Raw genomic sequence first — 24,786 nt, 5'->3', positions numbered from 1 at the left:
AGGAACGGCCGTCATCAAAATGCAAAAAATCCGCCGGAGCCTTTCAGCTCCGGCGGATTGAATGCCAACCCGGGCCAGCCCCCTCGCCCGGGCCGGGAGGATCTTAGGCGACCGCCTTCTTCTCGGTCGGCACGGACGAGATCGTCTTCAGGATCTGCGAAGCGATCTGGTATGGGTCGCCCTGCGAGTTCGGGCGACGGTCTTCCAGATAGCCCTTGTAGCCGTTGTTGACGAAGGAGTGCGGCACGCGGATCGAAGCGCCGCGGTCGGCCACGCCGTAGCTGAACTTGTTCCACGGCGCGGTCTCGTGCTTGCCGGTCAGACGCTTGTCGTTGTCCGGGCCGTAGACGGCGATGTGGTCCATCAGGTTCTTGTCGAAGGCAGCCATCAGCGCCTCGAAGTACTCCTTGCCGCCGACCGTGCGCATGTACTCGGTCGAGAAGTTGGCGTGCATGCCGGAGCCGTTCCAGTCGGTGTCGCCAAGCGGCTTGCAGTGGAACTCGATGTCGATGCCGTACTTCTCGGTCAGGCGCAGCATCAGGTAGCGGGCCATCCACATTTCGTCAGCGGCCTTCTTGGAGCCCTTGCCGAAGATCTGGAATTCCCACTGGCCCTTCGCGACTTCCGCGTTGATGCCTTCATGGTTGATGCCGGCCGCGAGGCAGAGGTCGAGATGCTCTTCGACGATCTTGCGGGCGACGTCGCCGACGTTCGAGAAGCCGACGCCGGTGTAGTACGGGCCCTGCGGCGCCGGATAACCGGAGGTCGGGAAGCCGAGCGGACGGCCGTCCTTGTAGAAGAAGTATTCCTGCTCGAAGCCGAACCAGGCGCCGGCGTCGTCGAGAATGGTGGCGCGCTTGTTGGAGGCGTGCGGGGTCTTGCCATCGGGCATCATGACTTCGCACATCACGAGCACGCCGTTGGTGCGCGCGGCGTCCGGGAAGACGGCGACCGGCTTCAGCACGCAATCGGAGCTGTGGCCTTCGGCCTGCTGGGTGGAGGAGCCATCGAAGCCCCAGAGCGGAAGCTGCTCGAGCGTCGGGAACGACGCGAATTCCTTGATCTGAGTTTTGCCGCGCAAGTTCGGAGTCGGCGTATATCCGTCGAGCCAGATGTACTCGAGCTTATACTTGGTCATTGAGCCTCTCTGTAGATGATGCGAAAGGTTGGGGGCCCGGGGGCCCCCCACGTTTGTACCCGGCCACCATCGGCCGACCGTTTACAAGCATTTAGCGTGCCAAAAGGCCGCATTGCGGGAGGTTTTCCACCGCGGCCGCCCCCCCCCCCCCGCGAGCGGCCGGTCGTCCCCGGCGGCGTGCGTCATAGCGGCGCACCTTTGCGTGAAGCTGCACTGCAAAAATCCCGCGGAAAACGCCTGATTCTGGAGCAGGCCGGCCGGTGCCGGAGGTTGCCGATGAAACGCGCATCAACGTCCGGCAATTTTCGCAAAGTCTTCGCCCCATCGCCGGCAACCTTCGCAATGGCCCAAGCGTTAGTCACCAAGCTGGTGCCTTGGAGGATGCAGAATGCACGCTGCCTAGAAAATAAGCTGAAACTGATTTCCTTTTCAGCACTTTGCATTTCGGGGCGCGCGGCCGATATGGGGATTCCAGTAACCACAATCGAACGAGTCGGGCGCACCATGGAGGCCAAGCGCTTCGACCCGAGGAGATACCGCAATGATGAACAATGGTCTGAGTGAGGGATCTGCAAAGATCTATCAATTCCCCGCCGGGGGCCGCGCGGCTCTCGGAGGTCGCCGCTACGGTGAGGCCCGCCTTCCTGCCGACCGTCTCTCGCTTCCTGTGAACGAGACGATCTGCAGCGGAAGCTGGTACCATCAGGAGGCCGTCGACGAAGCCAAGCCGAAATGGGATCGCTAATGCCTGCGTTTGGTTCAATCCCGCGACGCTCCCTGGAGCGACCGGCAGCAGTTTGAAGAGGGTCGAAACAATGAGGTTTCGACCCTTTTTGATTCTTGATGGCAGCGCGGCTAGAGCCCGGGCTTTTCGACCATTGCGCAGGCCGTGACCGGCCGCTTCAGATGCTTGACGGTGGTCGCTCCCGTCTTGCCTATCCTCAGCGTGACCCCCGCCCCCGAATAGCGTGCGCCCGAGACCGTCAGCCGCTTGGCGAGCGTGACGGGTTCGCCGTCGATCTGGAGGAAGGCGCGCTTGTCCGCGTCATAAAACCCGACGATGAACTGCGTACCATCGGCGCAGCGGTAGGTCTGGAACGTCTGTGCACCGGCCAGCCGCATTCCGAAGATTCCGCTCGCCAGCATGGTGCTCGCCAAGACAATGGCCTTGTGCCGGTTCATGATCGCCCCCTGTAATGATCCGCCGGCAACATAACAAAAGCATATCCGATGTCAGAGCCCCCTGCCCGCCACCTCGCCTTGCAAGGCGCCAGCAATTTCCGCGATCTTGGTGGCTATCCGACCATCGATGGCCGCACCACGCGCTGGCGGCACATCTTCCGCTCCAACCATCTCGGTCAGCTCACCGCCGATGACATCGAAATCGTCCGCGCGCTCGGCGTCAGGAGCGCGTTCGACTTTCGCGGGCTGGAGGAGCGCGCGGCCGGTGTCTGCGTCGTGAACGAGATCACCGTGCACTCGCTGCCGATCGAGCCGACGGTTGTTGCCGCGCTGCGCGCCGAGCTCGCCCGGGGCACATTGACGGCGCCGGTTGCGCTGGAGCTGATGCGCGAGTCCTATCGCAACTATGTCCGCTACAACACGCACAGCTTTCGCGCGCTGTTCGGCCATCTGCTGGAAGACCGCGCCCCGCTCGTGATCCACTGCACCGCCGGCAAGGACCACACCGGCTTTGCCAGCGCGCTGATCCTGCATGCGCTCGGCGTTTCCGACGACGTCATTGCCGAGGACTACCTCCTGACCAACCGGCACTACCGGCGCGATGCGTCAAACGCCTCCGATCTTCCCGCCGACGTGCTCGACGCGATCGGCTCCGTCGAGGCCTCGTACCTTGCGGCGGCTTTCGAAGCCGTCGGCAGCGACTATGGCGACCTCGAAACCTACTTGCGCGACGGGCTCAAGGTCGGCACAGCAGAGCGGACCGCACTGAAGGCGCGCTATCTGCAATCGTAGGCGGCCGCGCCGGGAGAACGACAATGCAAGGCAAGGTTCTGATCGTCACCGGCGCGCTCGGCGCTCTCGGTAAAGTGGTTGCGGAGATCGCGCAGTCTCGCGGCGCACGGATCGCCGGCATCGATTACGCGCCCTCGCAAGTACCAGCGACGCCCGAGCGCATCGAGATCGGCGGCGTCGATCTGTCCGACGCGGCGCAGGCGAAGACCGCGGTTGATGCGGCCGCGAAGCACTTTGGCCGGCTCGATGCGCTGATCAACATCGCCGGCGGCTTTGCCTTCGAGACCGTCGGCGACGGCGACACCAAGACGTGGCAGCGCATGTATGCACTCAACGTGCTGACCGCGCTCAACGCCTCGCGCGCGGCGCTGCCGCATCTCGCCGCATCCAGCGCCGGACGCATCATCAACATCGGCGCCATGGGCGCGCTCCAGGCCGGCAATGGCATGGGTCCCTATGCGGCGTCGAAAGCCGGCGTGCATCGCCTCACCGAGGCGCTGGCCAGCGAGTGGAAGGGCAAGGTGACGGTGAACGCGGTGCTGCCGTCGATCATCGACACCACGGCCAACCGCGCCGACATGCCGAAGGCGGACTTCACCAAATGGGTGACGCCGCAGGAGCTCGCCGAGGTCATCCTGTTCCTCGCCAGCGACGCCGCGAGCGGCGTCACCGGCGCGCTGATCCCGGTGGGCGGGCGGGTGTAGTCGAAGTCCGATCCGTCGTCTGATGAGTGCCGGCTCTGATTCAATCGGAGCCCCGAACGCTCTAGACTGTCCACAATTGATTCTCCGATCGGAACACCTGTGGAAACCGCGCTCTACCTGCCCGTCAAACGCTTCCTCGAAGAGCTCGGCTTCACGGTCAAGGGCGAGATCGGCGGCTGCGATCTGGTCGGCCTGAGCGCCGGCGATCCGCCGGTGGTGGTGATCGGCGAGCTCAAGCTCGCCTTCAATCTCGAGCTGATCCTCCAGGCGGTCGACCGCGCGCCGGCCGGCGACGAGGTCTGGATTGCGGCAAAGATGTCGGTGCGCGGCAAGGGCCGCGAGAGCGACTCGCGCTATCGCAATCTCTGCCGCCGCCTCGGCTTCGGTATGCTGGGGGTCACCGACCGCGGCCAGGTCGAGGTGCTGGTGAAGCCGCCGACCGCGGCGCCGCGACGCGAGCCGAAGAAGCGCTCGCGCCTCGTTGCCGAGCATCAACGCCGCCAGGGCGATCCGGCGCTCGGCGGCAGCACCCGCGCGCCGATCATGACCGCCTATCGGCAGCAGGCACTGGCCTGCGCCGCGGCGCTCGCCGACGGCCCACGGCGCGTGGGCGAGCTGCGCGACCGCTGTCCGGATGCCGGCAAGATATTGCTTAACAATGTGTATGGCTGGTTCGAACGCACCGAGCGGGGAATCTACGGGCTGACCGCGGCTGGACATGCCGCGCTGAAGCGCTGGCCGCAGCAACGGACCGAGATCGACGCCGGTGCCCCGTCACCGCCGTGATACGGGATCGATGCAAGCCGTGAATAGCTGAGCTGCCACACCAAATTCATATTGCAATGCAACATAGGCGGCACTAGGTATCCCGGATCGAAACGAGGCCCCCATGAGCGCAGACTGGAATACCAAGTACGGCACGCGGCGCGTGCGTCACGATCCGCCCACCCTGGACGAGGCGATCTTCGCCGCCGTCGGCATCACCGACGACCAGGAGCAGCAGGCCGAGATCGCCGCAGCTCTGATGGGGATGCCGCTCGATGTCGTCCAGGCCGAGGTGAAGAAGCAGGCCCGCACCAACAGCCGCATCACCGCCACGCGCGTGATCGCCGGCGAACAGGGCGCACAGCGCTCGGTGGTGGTCGAGCGCCGCGTCGTCCGCCGCTTCGGCACCGGTACACGCACCGGCACCTGAGCGCCTCATCCACACTCCCCAATACAAGAGCGGACCGGTTTTGCCGGTCCGCTTTTTGATTCAGGCGGCGCGATTGCCGTACATGCTGGAGATGATCTTCCAGCAGGTCGAGTTGAAGCTGAGAAGCGCGCGCCCGGCCGTGAACGGCGCGGCCGCGAGGTCGGCCAGCTCGGCTTCCGGCGTCTTGGCGAGATCGATCGTGCCGGTCGATTCGCCATGGTGGAAGGCGAGATGGGCGCCGAACTTCCTGGCGAGCGCCCGCATCGCGTGATTCTCCGCGCCGGTGGTGATGCGCAGGCGCTTGTAGCCTCTCCAGCGCGCTTCCGCGATCAGGCGGCGGAACAGCACGGTGCCGACGCCCTGGCGGCGTGCGGAGGCCTCCACGCTGAAGGCGACTTCGGGCAGCGAATCGTGCTCCGGCGGATGCAGCTCGGCCGCACCGCGGACCACGCCGTCGACGATATAGGCGACGATCACGGTGCCGTCTTCGGCACAGCGGGCGGCGTAACGCTCGATGAAGCTGTCGTCGAGAAAACCGTTGAAACGATCATGCCGGCTTTCGGCATCGAGCCTCAGCAGGTGGTCGCGCAGCAGCGGCAATTCTTCCTGCTGGATCAGGGTCCGCACATAGCCTGGGGCGGTGCGGAGCGTCTCTTCAAGTACCACGTCAAAACTCCTCTTGGTGTCCCTCGAGGAGGCGTTCGAATCCCTAGGCTCCCTATGTTGTGCATCGCACCATAATTTTCAAGACTGGAACCTGCCCAAGTTAATGGCATCGGGAGCGACTATTTCGTTAACAAAATCAAAGGCCCGTAGTTATACGAGGACCAGCTGCGTCTGGGTCACCACCGCGACCAGCTTGCCGTCCTCGGTTTCCAAACGGGTGGTCCAAACCTGGGTCCGCCGGCCCCGGTGGACGGGGGTGGCGGTGGCGATGAGCGTGGTTCCCTCCTTCGCGCCCCCGATGAAATTGGTCTTGCTCTCCAGCGTGGTCGTCCCCTTGGCGTCCTCGGGCAGGTTGATGACGGTCGCCGCCGCGCCGACGGAATCGGCCAGCGCCATCACCGCACCGCCGTGGATGGTGTGGTGGAGGGTGCAGAGATCGGGGCGGACGGTCATCCGCGCCACCACGCGGTCCTTCTCGGCCTCGACGAATTCGACGCCCTTGAGCTCGGCGAACGGCATCTTCATCGCTTTAAGTTTCTCGAGCGGCGTCATCGGATTTCCTCCCAATTCGTTGTTGTCCCAGCGTGAATTGCTTCGCGCGGCAAAGCAATGACGTCCGAGGTCATGGCCATGCTGACATCGGCGCCCGCATTTGTGCATATGCTGCTCCCATGCGTCACTTCCCTCCCAGCCGCATCGTCTGCCTGACCGAAGAGACGGTCGAAACGCTCTATCTGCTCGGCGAGCAGGACCGCATCGTCGGCGTCTCCGGCTACGCCGTGCGCCCGCCGCAAGTGCGGCGCGAGAAGCCGCGGGTGTCGGCCTTCGTGTCGGCGGACATCCCGAAGGTTCTGGCGCTGGAACCGGATCTCGTGCTCGCCTTCTCCGATCTCCAGGCCGGCATCGTCGCCGATCTGGTGCGCGCCGGGCTCGACGTCCACGTCTTCAACCAGCGCGACGTTGCGGGAATACTGGCGATGATCCAGACGCTGGGCGCGCTGGTCGGCGCCGCCAAGCGCGCCCAGGAACTCGCCCAGGGATTCGAGTTGCGTCTCGCCGCGATCGCCGCAACGCCCCGTCCCTCGCCGCAGCCAAAGGTCTATTTCGAGGAGTGGGACGACCCGTTGATATCAGGCATCGGCTGGGTGTCCGAGCTGATCGAGATCGCCGGCGGCGCGGATGTATTTCCGGAGCTACGGCATCGGCAGGCGGCTAAGGATCGTATCGTCGCGGCGGACGACGTGCGTCACGCCGCCCCCGACGTGATCCTCGCATCATGGTGCGGCAAGAAGGTTGTGCCTACCCGCATCCGCGCGCGCGAGGGGTGGGATGAAATTCCGGCCGTGCGGGACAACCGCATCGTCGAGATTAAGTCACCGATCATTCTCCAGCCGGGGCCGGCCGCGCTCACCGACGGGCTCGATGCGATCGTGCAGGCGCTGTGGGGCGAGCGCTCCTGATCTCTCCTTCGTCATTGCGAGCGAAGCGAAGCAATCCAGAGCGTCTCTGCGGAAGGATCCTGGATTGCTTCGTCGCAAGGGCTCCTCGCGATGACGGATGGGCGGGCACCGTCCTCACGTCACCGCGTTCACGACCTGATATTCCGGCCGGCGCCATACCTCGCCTGCGATCACCTCCTCGATGATCTCAGCCGCCCTCATCACTTCGCTCTCGCCGATATACAGCGGCGTGATGCCGAAGCGCATGATGTCGGGAGCGCGGAAATCGCCGATGACGCCGCGGGCGATCAGGGCCTGCATGGCGGCGTAGCCGCCATCGAAGGCGAAGGAAACTTGCGAGCCGCGGCGCTCATGCGCGCGCGGGGTCACCAGCTCTAGGGACGGACAGCGGCGCCCGACTTCCGCGATCAGGAGATCGCCGAGTGCCAGCGAGCGCGCGCGGACCTCGGCGATATCGACGCGGTCCCATATGTCGAGCGAAGCCTCCAGCGCCGCCATCGCCAGCACCGGCGGGGTGCCGACGCGCATGCGCTCGATGCCGCCGGCGGCGACATAGGCGAGTTCAAACGCGAACGGCTTCGCGTGGCCCATCCAGCCCGACAGCGCGGCGCGCGCACTGTCGGCGTGGCGCGGCGCGACGTAAAGGAAGGCCGGCGCGCCGGGGCCGGCGTTGATGTATTTGTAGGTGCACCCCGCGGCGAAATCGGCACCTGACCCTGCAAGATCGACCGGCAGTGCGCCGGCCGAATGGGCGAGATCCCAGACCGTGACGATGCCGAGCGCATGGGCTTTCGCCGTCAGCTTCGCCATGTCGTGGCGGCGGCCGGTGCGGTAATCGACCTCGGTGATGTAGAGGACCGCGATCTCCTCCGACAACGCAGCCTCGATCTCCTCCGGCGCGACCAGTCGTAATTGATGCCCGCGCCCGAGCGTCGCGATCAGGCCTTCGGCCATGTAAAGATCGGTCGGGAAATTGCCGGTGTCGGACAGGACGACCTTGCGCGATGCTCTCATGTCGAGCGCGGCCGCAAGCGCTTGGTAGACCTTCAGCGACAGCGTGTCGCCGACCATCACGGAGCCGGCTTCCGCGCCGATCAGCCGGGCGATGCGATCGCCGACATGGCGCGGCTGGGCATACCAGCCCGCGGTGTTCCACCCGCGGATCAGCTCGTTGCCCCACTCGGTGGTGATGACGCGGCTGACGCGCTCGGCAACGCCCAGCGGCAGCGCGCCGAGTGAATTGCCGTCGAGATAGATCACGCCGTCAGGCAGATGGAACATCGCCCTGGTGTCGTCATAGACGCGAAGCTTCGACTTGGTCATGGACATCTCTAGAGGATGGTGCGGACGCGCCAAAGTTCGGGGAACAGCTCGACCTCCAGCATGCGCTTGAGATAGCTGACGCCGCCGGTGCCGCCGGTGCCCCGCTTGAAGCCGATGACCCGCTCGACCGTCGTCACGTGGTTGAAGCGCCAGCGCCGGAAATAGTCCTCGAAGTCGACCAGCTTCTCGGCGAGCTCGTACAGCATCCAGTGCGTCTCCGGCGCTTCATAGACGACACGCCAGGCCTGCAGCACGCCCTCGTTGAAGCTGTGGGTCTCGCGGACGTCGCGCGACAGCACCGCCGCCGGCATCGTGAGTCCGTTGCGGTCGGCCAGCCGCAGCACCTCGTCATAGAGGCTCGGCGTCGCGAGCTCGGCCTCGAGCAGCTTCGTCACCTCGGCATCGTGCGCGTGCGGCTTCAGCAGGGCGTGATTGCGGTTGCCGAGCAGATATTCGATCAGCCGGTACTGCCGCGACTGGAAGCCCGAGGACTGGCCGAGCTGCGAGCGGAAGCGCGTGTATTCGCTCGGCGTCATCGTGCGCAGCACGTCCCAGGCGTTATTGAGCTGCTCGAAGATGCGCGACATCCGCGCCAGCATCTTCATCGCGGGTTGCACCTCGTCCCTGGCGATGGCACGGCGCGCGGCGCTGAGCTCGTGGATGGCGAGCCGCATCCACAGCTCCGTGGTCTGATGCTGGATGATGAACAGCATCTCGTCATGCGCTTCCGACAGCGGATGCTGCGCGCCGAGGATCGCATCCAGCGCCAGATAGTCGCCATAGGACATGCGCCGGGAGAAGTCGGTCTCGGCGCCTTCGCTTGCAGGATCGTAATCGCTGGACGTCATGGCTGGCCCTCCCGATCGATCATTCCGGCCCGGCTCAGTCGAGGCCGATCAGGCGCGCGGTAATCTGCGACGACGGATCCTTGAGCCCGTCGATCACGGTGAAATGATTCAGCGCCGGCTCGACGACGAGGCGCGTCGGCACGTCGAAGCCGGTCCAGACATTGGCCAGTAGATCGGACTGGCGGATGAATTCGGGCCGCTCGCCGCCGCCGACCCAGGCGGTCACAGGCGAATGCCCGCGCGGCAGATGCAGCGCCGCGCTTTCGAGCGTCGCCTCCTCCATGGTCATGCGCAGCGTCTCGTTCATCTTGGTCTTGAGCAGCGGACGCAAGTCGTGCAGCCCGCTGATCGAGAGCGTGCCGGCAATGCGGTTGTAGACGGCGGACTCCAGCCGGCTGTCATCGCACAGCATGCGCGTGACGAGATGGCCGCCGGCCGAGTGGCCGGCAAGGCGGATGGGACCTGCGACAAGCGAGGCCGCTGTCGCAATCGCGGCGGTGATCTCAGCGGTGATGTCGGAGACGCGCGCAGCCGGCGTCAGCGTGTAGCTCGGCAGCGCCACGGTCCAGCCCTGGTGCCGCGCGCCTTCGGCAAGATCGGTCCACGCCGACTTGTCGAAGCGCATCCAGTAGCCGCCATGGACGAAGACGACGAGGCCCTTGCTGTCGCCGTCGGGCAGGACCAGGTCGAAGCGCTGGCGTTCACCGGCGCCATAGGCGATGTCGGCGCGAAACTCCTTCAGCCCGGCGCGGTAGGCCGCCGCCCGCTCCGCCCACTGCGCCGGCATCTTGTCCGAGCCCGGGATATGGGCCGAATTGGCGTAAGCGTCGTCCCAATCGCGCATCGTTACTCCCTCGGCGGACTCAAGGCGGCCGCCAGTCTGCCACCGGGAACGGCCGCATCCTAGTACCCGGAATCAGAGCTGAGTGATACGGCGGCCTTTGAAACGGCGTTGACGGACCTTTTTCTTGGTCCAGACGAAGGGCTCGGCTCTGTCGTTGTATGCGTTGACGTAGGCATCGATGTGTTCCTGAAGCTGCTTGAGGCTCGTGAAGGAGGTGCCGCTGAGCGACTGCCCCTGCAAGATGGAAAACCATACTTCGACCTGATTGAGCCATGACGCACTTGTCGGCGTGAAATGAAATTGCACGTTGGGGTGGGCCTTGAGCCAGTCCTCGTTCTTTTTATGGGTGTTGAGGTTGTCGAGGATGACGTGAAGCTTGCGGTTCGGAAAAGCCGCGGTGACGCTGTTCATGAAATCGAGAAACTCGACGCGGCGCCGGCGTTTTGAATGGGTCGCGATGATCTTTCCGGTGGCGACTTCGAGCGCCGCAAACAATGTTGTGGTGCCATGCCGCTTGTAATCGTGGCTTTGGCCGGTCAAGGCGCGGCCATTGGGCAACTTCAGATAACCCTGCGCTCGCTCCAAAGCCTGGATCGAGGGCTTCTCGTCCACGCACAGCACAATGGCCTTCGCCGGCGGCGCGACATAGAGGCCGACAACATCGGCGGCTTTGGCCGTAAAGTTCGGGTCGTTGCTCTCGCACCAGGACTTGCGAGCCACCAGGTCAATCTTGTGGCTGCGCAGGAACCGCCAGACATATTGGACATCGACATCGCCCAGCGCCTCGGCCAGCAGGGGGCCGGTCCAGCGCGCAAACCCTTGCGGTGGCGGCTTATCCAGCAGCTTCAGAATCCGCTTGTCGGTCGTCTTCGTATAGATCGGCTGCTTGCCAGGCCGCGGCTTGTCTTGCAGCCCTTCAAGGCCATGGTCGGCATAGCGATGCCGCCAAAGGCTGACAATCCGCGGCTGGACCCCAACTTCCTTGGCGATCGACCGGGTGCTGCGCCCATCCGCCGCCAACAGAACTATCCGCGCCCGCTTCAAATCGCGCTGCAACGTCACCGGTGAGCGACAGCACGCCTCAAGCACCTTGCGATCTTTCCTCGAAAGGTGGACTTCTCTTGCTTCGGGTATCATCCCGACCTTGAATCACGACTCACGTTCCAAGAAAAGTGGGTGTACTAGTCTTTATTTTAAGCTTAAAGTATCTGGATGAGGCACCGCTAGCCTCTCCACTCGTTATTCCGGGGCGATGCAAAGCATCGAACCCGGAATCTCGAGATTCCGGGTTCGCCCTTTAGGCGCCCCGGAATGACCAAACGTTTTGTTCGTAATGACGTCGGAGAGTGACCTACGCCTTCTCCACCCCGCACCACTCCGCGATGAACAGCGCCATGGCCTTGGTCATCTTCTTCAGCGACTCCAGATCAACGTATTCGTTGAAGCCGTGCATCTCGCCGCCGCTGGCGCCGAAGCAGAGGCTCGGGATACCGTGATTGAGGCCGTAGAAGCGGGTGTCGGTGAGCGCGGTGAAGACGAGGTCCTCGACTGCGCCGCCATAGACCTTGTTGAAGGCCTTGCCGAATGCGGCCTCGGGCGCCGCCGCGTCGGTCAGCTCATAGCCTTCTGACAAAAAGCCCGACCATTCGACCTCCGGCGGATTGTTGGCGAGGAAGCGGTGGTTGCGCGAGGCAGCAGTGACGCAGGCCATGATCTCCTTCTGGTGATCGGCCACCGACCAGCCAGGCAGGATCGCGATGCGGCAGTCGACGTCGCACCAGGCCGGGACGCTGGAGGCCCAGTCGCCGCCCTTGATGATGCCGGGGTTGAAGTTAATGGGATGGTTGATCGTCCCAAAATGGCGATCGGCCTTGGCCCGCTCGTTCCATTCGATCTCGAGCTTTTGCAGCGCATGGACCAGATGATAGGCCGCCATGATCGCATTGGAGCCGGAGCCGGCGAACGCGACATGGGTCGGATGGCCCTTCACCCGCAGACGAAACCAGATCACGCCGACCTGCGAGCGCACCATCTTGCCGCCGGTCGGCTCCGGAATGAAGCAGGCGTCCGCGCGATAGCCGCGCTGGAGCGTCGAGAGCGCGCCGACACCGGTGCTCTCCTCCTCGATGACGGACTGGAAGTGGATCCGCCCCGTCGGCTTGAGGCCGGCGGCCTTGATGGCATCGAGTGCATAGAGCGCGCCGATCGTGCCCGACTTCATGTCGCAGGCGCCGCGGCCGAACATCTTGCCGTCCTTGATGACGGGCGAGAATGGCGGGGTGTCCCACAATTCCAGCGGGCCTGCCGGCACCACGTCGCAGTGGCCCTGGAGGATCAGCGATTTGCCGCCGCCCGTTTGTGGACGGTAGGTGCCCACCACCGAGCGCGCCATGGAAAAATCATGCTCGATCGGACCGAAGCCGCGCAGATCCTTCAAATCGTCGACATTGATGTGCCAGTCGTCGACCTCGTAGCCGCGCGCGCGCAGGAGGTCGCCGATCATGTCCTGGCACGGCCCCTCGGCCCCGCGGATCGAGGGGATCGCAACGAAATCACGGGTGGTCGCAAGCTGGGCTTCGAAGCCGGCATCGACGGCGTCAACAATCCTCTGCTGCGTTTCGGCATTCATCAGGCAACTCCAGGCATTCGAATGGTCCCAAGGAGCGCGCAAGCTAGCCGATTTCAGCCGTTCGGGTACTCCACAAAATATGCATCTCGCAATGCATCTTCGAGCAGGCGGCCTTCCGAATAGCCATCGAGCGTCGCCGGGCGCGTCACACCCTCCAGCAGGCGCGGACACGGCTCCGGAGCACCGAGCACGGTGCGCACGGGAATGCGCTCGGCGTAGATCGGCAACGCATAGTCCTCGTCGTCGTCCGCAACACCCTTGGCGCGGATTTTTGCCGAGGCCTCCTCGATCTCCATGGCGATGAAGGAGGTCGCCTTGATCTCCTGCGTGTTGCTCGCCCGCAGGCTCGCGGTGCGGTCCGGGAAAAATCGGTCGACCATGGCGATCACCGCCCGCTCCTTCTCCTCGGGGTCGGTGACGAGATAGGCGGTGCCGAACGCCATCACCGCGCGATAGTCGGCGGAGTGGTTGAAGCCACAGCGCGCCAGCACGAGGCTGTCGAGATGGGCGACGGTGAGACACACGCGCTCGCCCCTGGTCTGGTTGCGCAGCATGCGGCTGGCGCTCGAGCCGTGCCAATAGAGCTTCGTCCCCTCGCGCCAGAAGAAGGTCGGCGTGCAATAGGGCTGGCCGTCGATGACATAGGCGACATGACAGAGCATCGAGGAATCCAGGATGCGATGAACCGTGTCGTGATCGTAGAAGCCGCGGTCGTGACGGCGCTTCACCTGGTTGCGCGCTGAGGTCGGATAGGAATTTGAAGTCTCGGTCTGGCTCACGGCCGCTCCTGTCGTGAATGGAACAGTTCCAGGGCAGTTGTAGCGGCCGATTTGGTCTGCGATAGTGCCAATTCCATGCAAAAAATTCCGACCAATTCGCCCTCGCCCGCCAAGGCCGAACTGCCGCTCGACCTCACCGGGGCGCACATCACCGCCGGCGCATCGGCGGCGCACAGGCTCTACCAGGCGCTGTGCGAGATGATCGTCTCCGGCCTCGTCAAGCCCGGCGAGCCGCTGCCGCCGTCGCGCACATTGGCCAAGCAAACGGGCTTCCGACGCAACGCCGTCGTCACCGCCTATGAACGCCTGATCGCCGACGGCTTTGCCGATGCCACCGTCGGCTCCGGCACCTTCGTCGCCGCGCGGATTCCAGCGCGTGCCGCCGAGCCTAAGAAGCCGAAGGTGATCGTCGAAGCACCGCAGCAAGGCGCGTTCTCGCTCGGCTGCACCCATATCGACGAACGCGCCGTGCAGCGCTTCCGCGCCTTTGTCGGCCGGCGCATGCGCGCGTTCGGGTCCGAGCATCTTCATTATGGCGATCCCCGCGGCAGCCGCGAGCTGCGGGCGGCGATCGCCGATCATCTATTGTCGGCGCGCGGCCTGCGCTGCGACCCCGACCAGATCATGCTGACGTCGGGCACGCTGCATGCCCTGCGCATCGTGCTGAGTGCGATCCTGAAGGCGGGCGACCAGGTCTGGTGCGAGGACCCAGGTTACCCCGCCGCGCGCAAGACCATCGCGCATTGCGGCTATCGCGCCGTGCCCGTCCCCGTCGACGAGCACGGGATGCGCATCGCCAAGGGCCGCACGTCGGCAACGTCCGCGCGCGCGGCCTATGTGACGCCGTCGCACCAGTTTCCGCTGGGCGTGCAGATGTCGATGCCGCGCCGGCTCGAACTGCTCGACTGGGCCAAGCAGGCCGGCGCCTTCGTGCTGGAGGACGATTACGACAGCGAGTTCCGCTATGATGGCGCGCCGCTGATGTCGCTTGCCGGCATCGATCATCTCCAGCGCGTGATCTACATGGGCACGTTCGCCAAGACGCTGTTTCCGGGCCTGCGCATCGGCTATTGCGCCCTGCCCGAGCGTCTGATCGCCGACGTGACGGCCGCGCGCACCGCGCTCGACCGCTTTCCCGGCACGCTGATGGAAGGCGCGGTGGCCGACATGCTCAACTCCGGCGCCTTTGCGGCGAACCTGAAGCGGGTGCGAAAGCTCTATCGCGAGGCTCGCGATGCGCTGGCCGAGACGCTGGAGACCAGATCCGACGGTGTGCTGTCCGTGCCGGTGCCGTCGCAGGGCCTGCATCTTGTCGCAAGGTTCGATCCGTCGGTCGATCTGTCGGTCGCGGCCGAGGCGAAGCTGGCCGCCGGCGCCGAAGGCTGGCTGTTGGCCGACACCTATTCACGCACACGCCCCCTGCCCGGCTTCGTGCTGGGATTTTCCGGGCATGCGGTTCCGAAGCTCGTGGCATCCGCGGAACGGCTCGCGCGGGAATCGCGTGCGGCGTTGCGCGTGAGCAGATCGGCCCGGCGCGCGTGACGAAGCTTTGCTATCAGAATCGGCGACCGCTCCCTACATTGCGGCATCGATTCCGGGAGCCCTCATCATGTCACTCCGCCGCGCAGCCTGCCTCTCGCTCCTGATCGCCATCGCGCTTGCCTCGACGGCGCGCGCAGGCACCGTCGGACGCGAGCAGGACATCGTGGATCTGAAACTTGGCCAGCGCGTGCTGGTGGATGACGGAACCTGCCCGGCCGGACAGGTCAAGGAGGTCCGCGGCGCGAAGATGACCGACAAGGGGATCGCGCAAACGAGTTCCTGCGTGCCGCGGCACGGGCCGAAATCGAAATGATGATCGGAGAGGCTACTTCGCCGGATCGAACATGCACTGCAAGGTGGGCTTGGCGATCTTGGTGAAGGTCGGGCCGATCTCGCCCTGCTTGGACGTCGGCACCCAATCGGTCTCGATCGTCGGAACGCCGGTCTCGCTGATTCCGCGCAGCAGCGCCTCGCGCAGATCGCGGTCCTCGACGACCGCGGCGGCATGGTCATGCAGACAGCCGCAGACTTCCTCCGGATGCTCCCAGCGCCCGAGCATGCGCGGCGCGCACTGCCGCACGAACTCGGTGCGGGGATCAGGCAATCTGGAGGGAGAGCGCACTTGCGCCTGGACGGAACTGATCGTCAGAAGGGAAATGAGCGCTGCGGCGCAAATGCGAAGATTCATGATGGCCTTTAACGGCTGATTTTCTTGTTGGCGATCAGAAGCGCGCGGCGACCACGATCGGCTGCGGCGCCGGGGTAATGACCGGCGAGCCGCTGTAGTGGAAGGTGCCGATACCCGGCAGATTGCCGTCTGGCGCGCCTGCGAACGAGGAACCGGCGAGGACAAAACCGAAAGCAAGGATGAAGCTGAGCGCGCGCATGGTCTTGTCCCTCAATTCCGTCGCCGGCGGTGCACCGCCGTCGTTGTGAAGCTGATAACCATGGGTGGTTTCGCGCGTGATGCGCCAAAGGCGGAAAATGGTTTCATCTCCGTTAGAATTGTTTCGTCCGGTCCGTTGCGACGAAACAATTCTCGGAAAATGCCAATCATTTCAGTCAGGTTGCGCCGCAACTCAACGTAACCCGGCAAGTCCTTGTTCCAGCACGAACATACGCCGGGGGCGCGCTGTCACGCGCGCGCCTTGCACGCTTCATACGCATTTTACGTTTTTCTGCTGAAGAGAAGCCAAACGAAGGTTGGGCCCTGTCGAACCGGGGGCGCTTCGGCTGCGACCCAAGCCATCGAAACCGAGACGCCCGGATCACCGGGCGCGATCACGTGAGGGATGGCCATCATGATGGCGGGAAGACGCGCAACGACGCGCGAGGCGGAGCAGCGGACGGACCGCGGAGATCAACGACCTGTTCGCGACCCCGTCACTTCGACGAGCGAAATGGCGCTGCAATCGAGCCGCGGCTTTGAGGCCGCGCCGCAGATGTTCGTGCGGCTGACCGGCTCGCATCTCGCAAAACCGCGCGTCAGCCGTGCTGTCGTCACCGAGTGAACGCAAACGCGTCACTGAGTGAACGCAAACGGCGTCACTGAGTGAAGAATTCGCCGCACTTCTGGACGTTGGCGTCCGCCGGTCCCCACGGCATGATCGGCACGGTCGAGGTCGAGTTCTTCGGCGAGCCCTCGATCAGCTTGTCCGAATAGACCATGTAGACCAGCACGTTGCGCTTGGCGTCGCAGCCGCGCACGATCTGCATCTTCTTGAAGAACAGCGAGCGTCGCCTGCGGAACATGTCGTCGCCTTGTTCCATCTTGTCCTTGAACTTGATGGGCCCGACCTGGCGGCAGGCGAGCGAGATGTCCGAGACCTCCTCGGCAAGGCCGAGCCAGCCCTTGAAACCACCCTTCTCCGGCACGGTGAAATGACAGGCGACACCTTCCACCTCGGGATCATCGAGGCCGTAGGTCGCGAGCTTGTCATTCGGGCTGACCCATTTGAAGACGGTCGAGCGGCGGAAGATCAGATCCGGCTCGTCGGCAGCTTGGGCGGAAGCCACCGGCACGCCCAGAACCAGGAGGAATAAAGCAAGGCCTTTCAAGCGGATGCCGGAAAGACCGGGGAAACGAGATGACATGAAGTTCTCCGGTAACAAGTACCCGCAATGTAGGGATGAGACAGCCAGACAGGAAGGCGACTGGCCGCGAGGGGCGGCCGCCGTTTACCGCTCCGTGAGGCTTTTTTGCTACGTCTTGGACAAATGTAGCTGATGGCAGAACTGCCTTGCTGGTGAACGCGTATCCCCTCTACGAGACTAATGTCTGATTTGGATTATGGATTCGAGGATGAATAGCGTGAAGGGGTCCGGTTCTTCTGCCAAGCCGGCGCGGCTGTGGCAGGTCGCCATTTTGGCGACGGCTGGTGCGATCGGTACGGCAAGCCAGGCGGACGCAGCATTTTACTACTGGACGGATTATTCCGACGGGTCCTACGCCTCCCGTCAGGATCGGCATCTCGAAGTCCCGCGCCAGAAGCCGCAGAAGCGCGGCGCGGCCGGCAAGAAGGACGCGGTTGCCGAGAAGGAAGTCGGCACCAAGCCGCAAGGGCCGCTCGTCATCGTCGTCTCGATCGACCGGCAGAAGGTGACGGTCTACGACACCAATGGCGTGTTCGCGGAATCCCCGGTGTCGACAGGCATGAAGGGCCACTCGACGCCGATGGGTGTGTTCAGCGTCATCCAGAAGCACAAATTCCACCACTCCAACATCTATAGCGGCGCGCCGATGCCGTACATGCAGCGGATCACCTGGTCCGGTGTCGCCATGCATGCCGGCGTGCTGCCGGGTTATCCGGCCTCGCATGGCTGCATCCGCATGCCGATGGCGTTCGCGGTGAAGATGTGGAATTGGACCAAGATGGGTGCACGCGTCATCGTCTCGCCCGGCGAGATGACGCCGCACAGCTTCCAGCACCCGCTGCTCGCCTCCGTGCGCGTGCCGCCGCAGCCCGCGGCCAGCGTCGAGCCTCAGACCAACATCGGCGACAAGGCCGACAAGGGCGCACCAGCCAAGACCACTGAAGCCAAACCGCCCGAGACCAAGACCGCCAGCGCCGAGAGCGTGCTCGAGCTGCGCTCGTCGGTCGGCCACACCGTGATGTCGGACATGACGACGGGCAATGCGCCGGCCCGCGCGGAAGCGGCCGCACCGGCCGACAAGCTTGACGCAACGAAATCCGCCGAAGCGTCTGACGCGGCCAGGCCGGCAAACGCTGATGCGAAGCCGACCGATTCGGCCGAGGCACCCAAAGCGACCACGGCCTCCGACGACAGGCCCGCCGACAAGGTCGAGGCCGTCAAGTCCGAGCCCCTCAAGACTGACGCGGCCGACGCCGCAAGGAAGCCTGATGCCGCCGTGACGACTACGGCACCCGCGCCGGACGCCAAGAAGGACGAGAGCCGCGTTGCCGATCCTGCGCCGGGTGCGAAGCCGGGAGCGCCCAAGCGGGCCGGCCAGATCGCCGTCTTCATCAGCCGCAAGGATTCCAAGCTCTACGTGCGGCAGAATTTCGCGCCGCTGTTCGAGGTGCCGGTCACGATCGCCGCGAGCGACCGGCCGCTCGGCACGCACGTCTTCACCGCCGAAGTCGACAAGACCGACGCCAATGCATTGCATTGGTCGGTGGTGTCGGTACCCGTCTCCGCTCGCGCCGCCGCGCGCGAGGATGACAGCCGCGTGACGCGCCGCCAGCGTGGCGCCGCCGTGATCCCCGTCGCCGCAAAGCCGGTGGTCACGCCGGACACCCCGGCTGAGGCGCTCGACCGCATCGCGATCCCCGCCGACACCATGGCGAAGATCAACGAGATGCTGACCTCGGGCGGCTCGGTCATCGTCTCCGACCAGGGCATCAACCAGGGCGAAACCGGCGAAGGCACTGATTTCATCGTCCGGCTCTACTAGAGCGTTTTCGAGCGCCCGATCCATCGGAACGGAAATGGCTCCAGGCGCTTCGCCGCTCCCGATAACGCGGTGTTGACGAGGCCGATCGCAGCGGCGGAGTAACATGCATCCCGGATCATTTCGGGGGACGCCGTCATGATGAACCGAAGGACCATGCTCATCGCGGCGCTTGCAGGCGCCGTCGCGCCGGTGACGCGCGCGGTCGCCGGTGGCGGCATGAGCCGGATCTCGGCCTACGCCTTCTCCTTTCCCGCGTTGTCCGGCGACGACATCCGCCTCGCCGCTTTCACCGGCAAACCGCTGCTGGTGGTCAACACCGCCTCGCTCTGCGGCTACACGCCCCAATACGCGGGGCTGCAAGAGCTCTGGAGCGAGTTTGGCGAGCGCGGGCTCACCGTGATCGGCGTGCCCTCCAACGATTTCGGCGGCCAGGAGCCGGGCGGAACGAGCGAGATCACGGAGACCGCGCACCACCAATACGGCGTTACCTTCCCGATCGCGGCCAAGGCCACAGTGATCGGCGCGAGGGCGCATCCGTTCTACAAATGGGCGGCCGACGCGCGCCCGAAGGATGTTCCGCGTTGGAACTTCCACAAATACCTGATCGGGCGTGACGGCTATATCGCCGAGGTGTTTGCCTCCAACATCGAGCCGACCGATACGCGAATCAAGACGGCGATTGCCAAGACGCTGGCCGACACTTGATGCAACGCGCCCCATCCGGTTGGGCACAATTGTGGCGGGATGCCAAACAGCCGTTGCAATGGCGATGGCCCACCATCTAGGCTAAGATCGTTTGGGGCAGGATGGTTTTGCCGGAGGCGAAAAGCCACGGCGGAACAACGGGATCAATCTCGAGGACAACACCATGCGTGTGGCGGCAGGACTGATTTTGGCAAGCGCGATGTCTTTAGGCATGACCGGCGCGGCATGGTCGCAGGCCCCGGCCGCGAAGCCCGCCGCCGCAACGGCGGCGACGCCGGCCGCGGCGGCGCCCGCCGCAGCACCGGCCCCCGCAGCGGCTGCCGCGCCAGCAGGCTTCGTCAATCCGCCGCCGCCCAAGCAGGCGCCGCAGCCCGCACGCGCGGCCTGCAACACACCCGACGCGCTCGGGGTCGCCCGCACCGTCGAGATCGACACGACAGGCGGTCCAGGCTTCGGCTTCGAGCACTTCAAGGAGCTCGACTTCCTGCGCGACAAGGAGGTGGTGTTGACCTTCGACGACGGCCCCTGGCCGAAGAACACGCCCGCCGTGCTGAAGGCGCTCGCCGATGAATGCACCACCGGCATCTTCTTCTCGATCGGCAAGCACGCGACCTATGAGCCGGAAATCCTGAAGCTGGTCTACGCTGCCGGCCACACCGTCGGCACCCACACCTGGTCGCACGCCAATCTCAACAACAAGAAGCTCACGGAAGCGCAGCGCAAGGAAGAAATCGAGAAGGGCCTGTCGGCGGTGAAATGGGCGCTCGGCGGCATCTCGCCCTCGCCGTTCTTCCGCTTCCCGGCACTCCAGCATCCGCCGGAGATGGTCACCTATCTCGGCAACCGCAACACGGCGATCTTCTCCTGCGACATCGACTCGTTCGACTTCAAGGCCTCGAAGCCCGAGAAGGTGATCGAGACGGTGATGAAGAAGCTCGACAGCAAGGGCAAGGGCATCGTCCTGATGCACGACTTCCAGAAGCATACGGCAGAAGCCCTGCCCGAGCTCCTCAAGCGCCTGAAGGCAGGCGGCTACAAGGTGGTGGCGATGCGCGCCAAGTTCCCGGCGTCTTCGCTGCCCGAATACGACCAGGAGCTGCTCAAGGACGTCAAGCTGCCGACGGTGAGCCAGCGCCCGGTCAATTCCGTGGTGACGACCGTTTCGGAATAGCCGGCAGTTGTCTTTCTGTATCGAAGGCTACGTCATCGTCTCCGCGGACGGCATGCTCGCCGACGCGAGCCATGTCATGCCTGACAGCCTGAAGTTCGAAGGCGACAAGCTGTTCTTCGAGCAGGCGCTCGATCGCGCCGCGCTGATCGTGCACGGCCGGCACTCACATGAGCAGCAGCCGAACTCTCCGAAGCGCAAGCGGCTGATCACGACCCGCAAGATCAAGGCCCTCACCGTCGATCCGGAGATGCCGAACGCGACATTGTGGAATCCGGATCACGCGAGCTTCGAGGAGGCCTGCGCCTTCGCCGATGTCGCCTCCGGCATGGTCGCGATCATCGGCGGTCCCGTCGTGTTCGACATGTTCATGGACCGTTACGACACGTTCTGGCTGTCGGAAGCCCCGCATCTGCGCCTGCCCGGCGGCGAAGGTTGTTTTGTCGGCGTGCCCGAGCGGACCCCGCACGAGGTGCTGGCGTCACACGGGATGAAGCCGGACGCGCCCTATGTGCTCGACGCGGCGCATGACGTCACGGTGACACCGTGGCGTCGGGCGTAGGTGCACTGCAACAACGTTCCCTGCAAAAACGCCCTACACGTCCCCGTAAGCCGCCTCGACCGGCCGCGTGGCGCGGCCATAGCCGATGATCATGCAGAGCGCACCGATGATCGAGAGATTCTTCAGCGCATCGACCAGCATCTTTGCGTTGTCGGGCGCCGCCAGATTCCAGAAGTCGTAGAACAGCACGGTTGCGACCGCGACGTAGACGATCAGCAGCATGGCGAAGAACCGCGCCCCGAAGTTCAGCGCGATCATCAAGCCCGCAATGATCTCGAGCGCCCCGACCGCGATCGCCAGCAGCTGCGGCGTCGTCATGGCGGTCGCCGTCTCGATCTGCTTGGCGTAAGGCGCGATGATGTCAGGCACCACGACCTTGGTGGCAATGAAATCGGCGGTCGCCTGGATAGCGAAGAGTTTCGTCGCGCCCGTGTAGATGAACAGCACGGCGAACAGAATTCGCCCGAAAGTCACGAACGCTGGCATGATCGGCCTCTTGGCTCAGGCTTTCTAAGATCGGAACTTGGACGAAAGTCCCGAGCGATTATGAAGAGTCGTTGGCCGGTTTACAAACGGGGAAATGGAGAACTGTTCTGAAAAGATTGAAGGGCGGATGCGCCGGAGGTGTGCTCCCTCGCCCCGCTCTTGTCCGCAGAAGCCTTGGCGAGGGCGGATGTGGGGCCGCGACGAGCTTCGCTCGCGCTGAGAGGGTTGGGGTGAGGGGAGCCTCCACGGGGGCGGTGAGAATTGGACTCGCGGAGAGTCCCCCTCACCCGGATCGCATCTGACGATGCGATCCGGCCTCTCCCCGCAAGCGGGGAGAGGCGAAGAGGTCCCGCCTTACGTAAACAACGTCGGCTGCTGCCGCGCCGCGCGCTCCTGCGCTTCCACGACGGCGACCGCAGTCATGTTGAGGATGCCGCGCGCGGTCACCGAGGGGGTGAGGATATGCGCCGGGCGCGCCGGGCCGATCAGGATCGGGCCGACGGGCAGTGCATCCGCGAGCGACTTGATCATCTGATAGGCGACGTTGGCGGTGTCGAGCGTCGGCATGATCATGATGTTGGCCTCGCCCTCGAGGTTGGAGTGCGGCAGCACCATCTTGCGCGCAGCGGCCGAAAGTGCCGTGTCGCCCTGCATCTCGCCGTCGGCCTCGATCTCCGGATGCTTCTCCTTCAGGAGCTGGGTCGCCCGGCGCATCTTGCGCGAGGACTCGGTGTCGTAGCTGCCGAAATCGGAATGCGAGACGAAGGCGATCTTCGGCTTGATGTTGAAGCGCTGGACGTGGACCGCCGCGAGCGAGGCGATCTCGGCGAGTTCTTCCGCGCTGGGGTTGGGGCGAACCTGCGTATCGGCGATGAAGAACGCGCCCTTGCTGGTGATCAGCAGCGCCAGCGCCGCATAGTCGCTGATCCCTGCCGAGAAGCCGACGATCTCGCGGACATGGCGCAGATGGCTCATGTAGCGGCCCTCGACGCCGCAGAGCATCGCATCCGCCTCCCCGCGCGTCACCGCGAGCGCGGCGATGACCGTGTTGTTGGTGCGTACCACCGTGCGCGCCGCATCCGGCGTCACGCCGCGGCGGCCGGCGACTTCGACATAGGACTGCACGTAGGATCGGTAGCGCGGATCGTCCTCGGGGTTGACGAGGTCGAAATCCTTGCCGGCCTTGATCGACAGGCCGAAGCGCTTGATGCGCGCCTCCACCACGGACGGACGACCGACCAGGATCGGCGTCGCCAGCTTCTCCTCCAGCACCACCTGCGTGGCGCGCAGCACGCGCTCGTCCTCGCCCTCGGCATAGATCACGCGCACCGGCTGGGTCTTGGCCTTGGCGAACATCGGCTTCATGACGAGGCCGGAGCGGAAGGCGAAGCGCATGAGCTGCGCGGCATATTCGTCGAAATTGGTGATGGGGCGCGTCGCGACGCCCGACTCGATCGCGGCCTTCGCGACCGCCGGCGCCACGCGCAGGATCAGCCGTGGATCGAACGGGCTCGGAATCAGCGAGCCCGGACCGAAGCCTCCCATCTCGCCGGTGTCGACCCCTTGCGCCACCGCATCCGACGGCGCCTCGCGCGCGAGCTGCGCGATGGCTTCGACCGCGGCGTGCTTCATCTCCTCGTTGATGGCGCTGGCACCGACGTCGAGCGCGCCGCGGAAGATGAAGGGAAAGCACAGGACGTTGTTGACCTGGTTCGGATAGTCCGAGCGGCCAGTGCAGATCATGGCGTCGGGGCGCACCTTCCGCGCTTCCTCCGGCATGATTTCGGGCGTCGGATTGGCGAGCGCCATGATGAGCGGCTTGTCGCCCATCGCCTTGGCCATCTCAGGCTTGAGGACGCCCGGTGCCGACAGCCCGATGAAGATGTCCGCGCCGCCGATGACGTCGGCGAGCGTGCGCTTGTCGGTCTTCTGCGCATAGACCGCCTTCCAGCGGTCCATCGAGGTGTTGCGGCCCTCATGCACGAGGCCGTCGATGTCGCAGACCCAGATGTTCTTGCGCTGCGCGCCCATCGACACCAGAAGATTGAGCGTCGCAATCGCGGCAGCACCTGCCCCTGACGCCACGATCTTGACGTCCGACAGCTTCTTGCCGTTCAGCCTGAGGCCGTTGGTGATGGCGGCGGCGACGATGATGGCGGTGCCGTGCTGGTCGTCATGGAAGACCGGGATCTTCATGCGCTCCTTCAGCCGCGCCTCGATCTCGAAGCACTCCGGCCCGCGGATGTCCTCGAGATTGATGCCGCCGAAAGTCGGCTCGAGCGCCGCCACGGTCTCGACCACCCGGTCGATGGTGTCGGCGGCGATCTCGATATCGAACACGTCGATGCCGGCAAACTTCTTGAACAGGACCGCCTTGCCCTCCATCACGGGCTTGGAGGCCAGCGGGCCGATATTGCCGAGGCCGAGCACCGCGGTGCCGTTCGAGACCACGGCGACCAGGTTGGCGCGGGTGGTCAGCGTCGCGGCCTCGGCCGGGTTCTTGGCGATCTCGGTGCAGGCAGCCGCAACGCCCGGAGAATAGGCAAGCGCGAGGTCGCGCTGGTTGGCAAGCGGCTTGGTCGCCTGGATCTCGAGCTTGCCGGGGCGCGGCAGACGATGATAGGCGAGCGCCGCCTGGTGGAGGTCATCAGAATAGGACGACATGCGGTCTCTTGCCTCGCGTTACCGGCCTCAAACTACGTTGTCCTGACCGGTCTGTCGCGGGTCGCGGTATTCCGGGTCATGGAAACGGGATGAAGCACGGCCGGCGCCCCGGTGGCAACATCCGATTCCGCCCCCATCAACAGGCCGCGCGGTCAAATAATTGAAAACCATAGCTTTCCCTGG

At 64.7% G+C, this 24,786-nt stretch carries 29 protein-coding genes; 14 read left to right on the top strand and 15 right to left on the bottom strand.

Annotation, left to right across the window (positions count from 1 at the left end):
• Positions 1–103: 103 nt before the first annotated feature.
• Positions 104–1,138: a glutamine synthetase beta-grasp domain-containing protein gene (locus ACFLEY_RS20320; RefSeq protein ID WP_011086942.1), complete on the bottom strand. Its 1,035-nt coding sequence runs from the start codon at positions 1,136–1,138 to the stop codon at positions 104–106.
• A 276-nt stretch (positions 1,139–1,414) separates the two neighbouring features.
• Here ACFLEY_RS20320 and ACFLEY_RS20315 point away from each other — a divergent pair, with 276 nt between their 5' ends.
• Together ACFLEY_RS20315 and ACFLEY_RS20310 are read left to right on the top strand one after the other, a co-directional pair.
• Positions 1,415–1,702: a hypothetical protein gene (locus tag ACFLEY_RS20315; RefSeq protein WP_162185834.1), complete on the top strand. Its 288-nt coding sequence runs from the start codon at positions 1,415–1,417 to the stop codon at positions 1,700–1,702.
• Complete coding sequence (locus tag ACFLEY_RS20310; RefSeq protein WP_011086940.1) at positions 1,680–1,883, top strand: DUF2735 domain-containing protein; 204 nt, start codon at positions 1,680–1,682, stop codon at positions 1,881–1,883. The genes ACFLEY_RS20315 and ACFLEY_RS20310 overlap by 23 nt, the downstream gene beginning before the upstream one ends.
• Before the next feature lie 110 nt (positions 1,884–1,993).
• Here the strand turns inward: ACFLEY_RS20310 and ACFLEY_RS20305 are convergent, their stop codons facing one another.
• Positions 1,994–2,320 (bottom strand): MliC family protein, encoded by a 327-nt coding sequence (locus ACFLEY_RS20305; RefSeq protein WP_028171142.1) that lies wholly within the window; start codon positions 2,318–2,320, stop codon positions 1,994–1,996.
• 48 nt (positions 2,321–2,368) lie between these two features.
• Here ACFLEY_RS20305 and ACFLEY_RS20300 point away from each other — a divergent pair, with 48 nt between their 5' ends.
• The 4 genes from ACFLEY_RS20300 (at position 2,369) to ACFLEY_RS20285 (ending at position 5,011) form a co-directional block, all read left to right on the top strand.
• Complete coding sequence (locus ACFLEY_RS20300) at positions 2,369–3,112, top strand: tyrosine-protein phosphatase (protein ID WP_060911777.1); 744 nt, start codon at positions 2,369–2,371, stop codon at positions 3,110–3,112.
• A gap of 23 nt (positions 3,113–3,135) precedes the next feature.
• A complete protein-coding gene (locus tag ACFLEY_RS20295; RefSeq protein WP_011086937.1) occupies positions 3,136–3,816 on the top strand; it encodes an SDR family oxidoreductase in 681 nt (226 codons plus the stop codon).
• A 99-nt stretch (positions 3,817–3,915) separates the two neighbouring features.
• Positions 3,916–4,602, top strand: coding sequence for a DUF2161 domain-containing phosphodiesterase (locus ACFLEY_RS20290; protein ID WP_060911775.1), 687 nt, complete (start codon positions 3,916–3,918; stop codon positions 4,600–4,602).
• A 103-nt stretch (positions 4,603–4,705) separates the two neighbouring features.
• Complete coding sequence (locus ACFLEY_RS20285) at positions 4,706–5,011, top strand: hypothetical protein (RefSeq protein ID WP_028171140.1); 306 nt, start codon at positions 4,706–4,708, stop codon at positions 5,009–5,011.
• A 60-nt stretch (positions 5,012–5,071) separates the two neighbouring features.
• On the opposite strand, the gene ACFLEY_RS20280 is transcribed toward ACFLEY_RS20285, so the two are convergent.
• Entirely contained in the window at positions 5,072–5,677 is a 606-nt protein-coding gene (locus ACFLEY_RS20280) for a GNAT family N-acetyltransferase (protein WP_011086935.1), read from the bottom strand.
• 150 nt (positions 5,678–5,827) lie between these two features.
• Positions 5,828–6,229: a PaaI family thioesterase gene (locus tag ACFLEY_RS20275; protein ID WP_038966793.1), complete on the bottom strand. Its 402-nt coding sequence runs from the start codon at positions 6,227–6,229 to the stop codon at positions 5,828–5,830.
• 119 nt (positions 6,230–6,348) lie between these two features.
• On the opposite strand from ACFLEY_RS20275, the gene ACFLEY_RS20270 reads away from it, so the two are divergent.
• Positions 6,349–7,137, top strand: a complete 789-nt coding sequence (locus ACFLEY_RS20270; protein WP_060911774.1) for a cobalamin-binding protein — start codon at positions 6,349–6,351, stop codon at positions 7,135–7,137.
• 114 nt (positions 7,138–7,251) lie between these two features.
• Here ACFLEY_RS20270 and kynU read toward each other — a convergent pair whose 3' ends face one another.
• From kynU to ACFLEY_RS20240, 6 genes are all read right to left on the bottom strand, one after another.
• On the bottom strand, positions 7,252–8,466 hold the full coding sequence (gene kynU / locus ACFLEY_RS20265) for a kynureninase (protein WP_060911773.1): 1,215 nt from the start codon (positions 8,464–8,466) through the stop codon (positions 7,252–7,254).
• A 2-nt stretch (positions 8,467–8,468) separates the two neighbouring features.
• Positions 8,469–9,308 (bottom strand): tryptophan 2,3-dioxygenase, encoded by an 840-nt coding sequence (gene kynA, locus ACFLEY_RS20260; RefSeq protein WP_060911772.1) that lies wholly within the window; start codon positions 9,306–9,308, stop codon positions 8,469–8,471.
• Between the two features lie 34 nt (positions 9,309–9,342).
• Positions 9,343–10,152, bottom strand: coding sequence for an alpha/beta hydrolase (locus ACFLEY_RS20255; RefSeq protein WP_060911771.1), 810 nt, complete (start codon positions 10,150–10,152; stop codon positions 9,343–9,345).
• Positions 10,153–10,224: 72 nt separating this feature from the next.
• Positions 10,225–11,289: an IS630-like element ISRj1 family transposase gene (locus ACFLEY_RS20250; protein ID WP_026192128.1), complete on the bottom strand. Its 1,065-nt coding sequence runs from the start codon at positions 11,287–11,289 to the stop codon at positions 10,225–10,227.
• A 214-nt stretch (positions 11,290–11,503) separates the two neighbouring features.
• Entirely contained in the window at positions 11,504–12,781 is a 1,278-nt protein-coding gene (locus ACFLEY_RS20245; RefSeq protein ID WP_060911770.1) for an ArgE/DapE family deacylase, read from the bottom strand.
• Between the two features lie 53 nt (positions 12,782–12,834).
• Positions 12,835–13,560 carry a pyridoxamine 5'-phosphate oxidase family protein gene (locus ACFLEY_RS20240; RefSeq protein WP_028171134.1) on the bottom strand — a complete coding sequence of 242 codons (726 nt, stop codon included), beginning with the start codon at positions 13,558–13,560 and terminating at the stop codon, positions 12,835–12,837.
• Between the two features lie 75 nt (positions 13,561–13,635).
• Here ACFLEY_RS20240 and ACFLEY_RS20235 point away from each other — a divergent pair, with 75 nt between their 5' ends.
• Positions 13,636–15,102 carry a PLP-dependent aminotransferase family protein gene (locus ACFLEY_RS20235; RefSeq protein ID WP_060911769.1) on the top strand — a complete coding sequence of 489 codons (1,467 nt, stop codon included), beginning with the start codon at positions 13,636–13,638 and terminating at the stop codon, positions 15,100–15,102.
• A gap of 67 nt (positions 15,103–15,169) precedes the next feature.
• Positions 15,170–15,415 carry a DUF6719 family protein gene (locus ACFLEY_RS20230; protein WP_011086926.1) on the top strand — a complete coding sequence of 82 codons (246 nt, stop codon included), beginning with the start codon at positions 15,170–15,172 and terminating at the stop codon, positions 15,413–15,415.
• Between the two features lie 12 nt (positions 15,416–15,427).
• Here ACFLEY_RS20230 and ACFLEY_RS20225 read toward each other — a convergent pair whose 3' ends face one another.
• Both ACFLEY_RS20225 and ACFLEY_RS20220 read right to left on the bottom strand, forming a co-directional pair.
• On the bottom strand, positions 15,428–15,790 hold the full coding sequence (locus ACFLEY_RS20225; RefSeq protein ID WP_038966792.1) for a hypothetical protein: 363 nt from the start codon (positions 15,788–15,790) through the stop codon (positions 15,428–15,430).
• Positions 15,791–15,824: 34 nt separating this feature from the next.
• A complete protein-coding gene (locus tag ACFLEY_RS20220; RefSeq protein ID WP_171901260.1) occupies positions 15,825–15,989 on the bottom strand; it encodes a hypothetical protein in 165 nt (54 codons plus the stop codon).
• Positions 15,990–16,403: 414 nt separating this feature from the next.
• On the opposite strand from ACFLEY_RS20220, the gene ACFLEY_RS20215 reads away from it, so the two are divergent.
• Complete coding sequence (locus ACFLEY_RS20215) at positions 16,404–16,613, top strand: hypothetical protein (RefSeq protein WP_249162911.1); 210 nt, start codon at positions 16,404–16,406, stop codon at positions 16,611–16,613.
• A gap of 34 nt (positions 16,614–16,647) precedes the next feature.
• Here the strand turns inward: ACFLEY_RS20215 and ACFLEY_RS20210 are convergent, their stop codons facing one another.
• Entirely contained in the window at positions 16,648–17,196 is a 549-nt protein-coding gene (locus ACFLEY_RS20210) for a CreA family protein (protein ID WP_060911767.1), read from the bottom strand.
• A gap of 208 nt (positions 17,197–17,404) precedes the next feature.
• Between ACFLEY_RS20210 and ACFLEY_RS20205 the strand changes: the two genes are divergently transcribed.
• The 4 genes from ACFLEY_RS20205 (at position 17,405) to ACFLEY_RS20190 (ending at position 21,453) form a co-directional block, all read left to right on the top strand.
• A complete protein-coding gene (locus ACFLEY_RS20205) occupies positions 17,405–19,018 on the top strand; it encodes a L,D-transpeptidase family protein (protein WP_060913069.1) in 1,614 nt (537 codons plus the stop codon).
• A gap of 135 nt (positions 19,019–19,153) precedes the next feature.
• On the top strand, positions 19,154–19,723 hold the full coding sequence (locus tag ACFLEY_RS20200) for a glutathione peroxidase (RefSeq protein WP_011086922.1): 570 nt from the start codon (positions 19,154–19,156) through the stop codon (positions 19,721–19,723).
• Between the two features lie 163 nt (positions 19,724–19,886).
• A complete protein-coding gene (locus ACFLEY_RS20195; RefSeq protein ID WP_211433602.1) occupies positions 19,887–20,894 on the top strand; it encodes a polysaccharide deacetylase family protein in 1,008 nt (335 codons plus the stop codon).
• Between the two features lie 7 nt (positions 20,895–20,901).
• A complete protein-coding gene (locus ACFLEY_RS20190) occupies positions 20,902–21,453 on the top strand; it encodes a dihydrofolate reductase (protein WP_028171126.1) in 552 nt (183 codons plus the stop codon).
• A gap of 33 nt (positions 21,454–21,486) precedes the next feature.
• Here ACFLEY_RS20190 and ACFLEY_RS20185 read toward each other — a convergent pair whose 3' ends face one another.
• The gene (locus ACFLEY_RS20185) at positions 21,487–21,939 is read right to left on the bottom strand and encodes a DoxX family membrane protein (protein WP_011086919.1); all 453 of its coding nucleotides are present in this window, start codon (positions 21,937–21,939) and stop codon (positions 21,487–21,489) included.
• A 354-nt stretch (positions 21,940–22,293) separates the two neighbouring features.
• Positions 22,294–24,603 (bottom strand): NADP-dependent malic enzyme, encoded by a 2,310-nt coding sequence (locus tag ACFLEY_RS20180; protein ID WP_028171125.1) that lies wholly within the window; start codon positions 24,601–24,603, stop codon positions 22,294–22,296.
• Between the last annotated feature and the right edge of the window lie 183 nt (positions 24,604–24,786).

The organism is Bradyrhizobium sp. YCK136, assembly GCF_044570075.1.
Classification (GTDB): domain Bacteria; phylum Pseudomonadota; class Alphaproteobacteria; order Rhizobiales; family Xanthobacteraceae; genus Bradyrhizobium; species Bradyrhizobium diazoefficiens.
This window is presented reverse-complemented; position numbering and strand designations above follow the sequence as displayed.

Bases quoted from the DNA above. Each gene is read 5' to 3' on its own strand.
- ACFLEY_RS20320 (WP_011086942.1), bottom strand. From the start codon at position 1,138: ATGACCAAGTATAAGCTCGAGTACATCTGGCTCGACGGATATACGCCG.
- ACFLEY_RS20315 (WP_162185834.1), top strand. From the start codon at position 1,415: ATGAAACGCGCATCAACGTCCGGCAATTTTCGCAAAGTCTTCGCCCCA.
- ACFLEY_RS20310 (WP_011086940.1), top strand. From the start codon at position 1,680: ATGATGAACAATGGTCTGAGTGAGGGATCTGCAAAGATCTATCAATTC.
- ACFLEY_RS20305 (WP_028171142.1), bottom strand. From the start codon at position 2,320: ATGAACCGGCACAAGGCCATTGTCTTGGCGAGCACCATGCTGGCGAGC.
- ACFLEY_RS20300 (WP_060911777.1), top strand. From the start codon at position 2,369: ATGTCAGAGCCCCCTGCCCGCCACCTCGCCTTGCAAGGCGCCAGCAAT.
- ACFLEY_RS20295 (WP_011086937.1), top strand. From the start codon at position 3,136: ATGCAAGGCAAGGTTCTGATCGTCACCGGCGCGCTCGGCGCTCTCGGT.
- ACFLEY_RS20285 (WP_028171140.1), top strand. From the start codon at position 4,706: ATGAGCGCAGACTGGAATACCAAGTACGGCACGCGGCGCGTGCGTCAC.
- ACFLEY_RS20275 (WP_038966793.1), bottom strand. From the start codon at position 6,229: ATGACGCCGCTCGAGAAACTTAAAGCGATGAAGATGCCGTTCGCCGAG.
- ACFLEY_RS20270 (WP_060911774.1), top strand. From the start codon at position 6,349: ATGCGTCACTTCCCTCCCAGCCGCATCGTCTGCCTGACCGAAGAGACG.
- kynU (WP_060911773.1), bottom strand. From the start codon at position 8,466: ATGTCCATGACCAAGTCGAAGCTTCGCGTCTATGACGACACCAGGGCG.
- kynA (WP_060911772.1), bottom strand. From the start codon at position 9,308: ATGACGTCCAGCGATTACGATCCTGCAAGCGAAGGCGCCGAGACCGAC.
- ACFLEY_RS20255 (WP_060911771.1), bottom strand. From the start codon at position 10,152: ATGCGCGATTGGGACGACGCTTACGCCAATTCGGCCCATATCCCGGGC.
- ACFLEY_RS20250 (WP_026192128.1), bottom strand. From the start codon at position 11,289: ATGATACCCGAAGCAAGAGAAGTCCACCTTTCGAGGAAAGATCGCAAG.
- ACFLEY_RS20245 (WP_060911770.1), bottom strand. From the start codon at position 12,781: ATGAATGCCGAAACGCAGCAGAGGATTGTTGACGCCGTCGATGCCGGC.
- ACFLEY_RS20235 (WP_060911769.1), top strand. From the start codon at position 13,636: ATGCAAAAAATTCCGACCAATTCGCCCTCGCCCGCCAAGGCCGAACTG.
- ACFLEY_RS20230 (WP_011086926.1), top strand. From the start codon at position 15,170: ATGTCACTCCGCCGCGCAGCCTGCCTCTCGCTCCTGATCGCCATCGCG.
- ACFLEY_RS20225 (WP_038966792.1), bottom strand. From the start codon at position 15,790: ATGAATCTTCGCATTTGCGCCGCAGCGCTCATTTCCCTTCTGACGATC.
- ACFLEY_RS20220 (WP_171901260.1), bottom strand. From the start codon at position 15,989: ATGCGCGCGCTCAGCTTCATCCTTGCTTTCGGTTTTGTCCTCGCCGGT.
- ACFLEY_RS20215 (WP_249162911.1), top strand. From the start codon at position 16,404: ATGATGGCGGGAAGACGCGCAACGACGCGCGAGGCGGAGCAGCGGACG.
- ACFLEY_RS20210 (WP_060911767.1), bottom strand. From the start codon at position 17,196: ATGTCATCTCGTTTCCCCGGTCTTTCCGGCATCCGCTTGAAAGGCCTT.
- ACFLEY_RS20205 (WP_060913069.1), top strand. From the start codon at position 17,405: ATGAATAGCGTGAAGGGGTCCGGTTCTTCTGCCAAGCCGGCGCGGCTG.
- ACFLEY_RS20200 (WP_011086922.1), top strand. From the start codon at position 19,154: ATGATGAACCGAAGGACCATGCTCATCGCGGCGCTTGCAGGCGCCGTC.
- ACFLEY_RS20195 (WP_211433602.1), top strand. From the start codon at position 19,887: ATGCGTGTGGCGGCAGGACTGATTTTGGCAAGCGCGATGTCTTTAGGC.
- ACFLEY_RS20185 (WP_011086919.1), bottom strand. From the start codon at position 21,939: ATGCCAGCGTTCGTGACTTTCGGGCGAATTCTGTTCGCCGTGCTGTTC.
- ACFLEY_RS20180 (WP_028171125.1), bottom strand. From the start codon at position 24,603: ATGTCGTCCTATTCTGATGACCTCCACCAGGCGGCGCTCGCCTATCAT.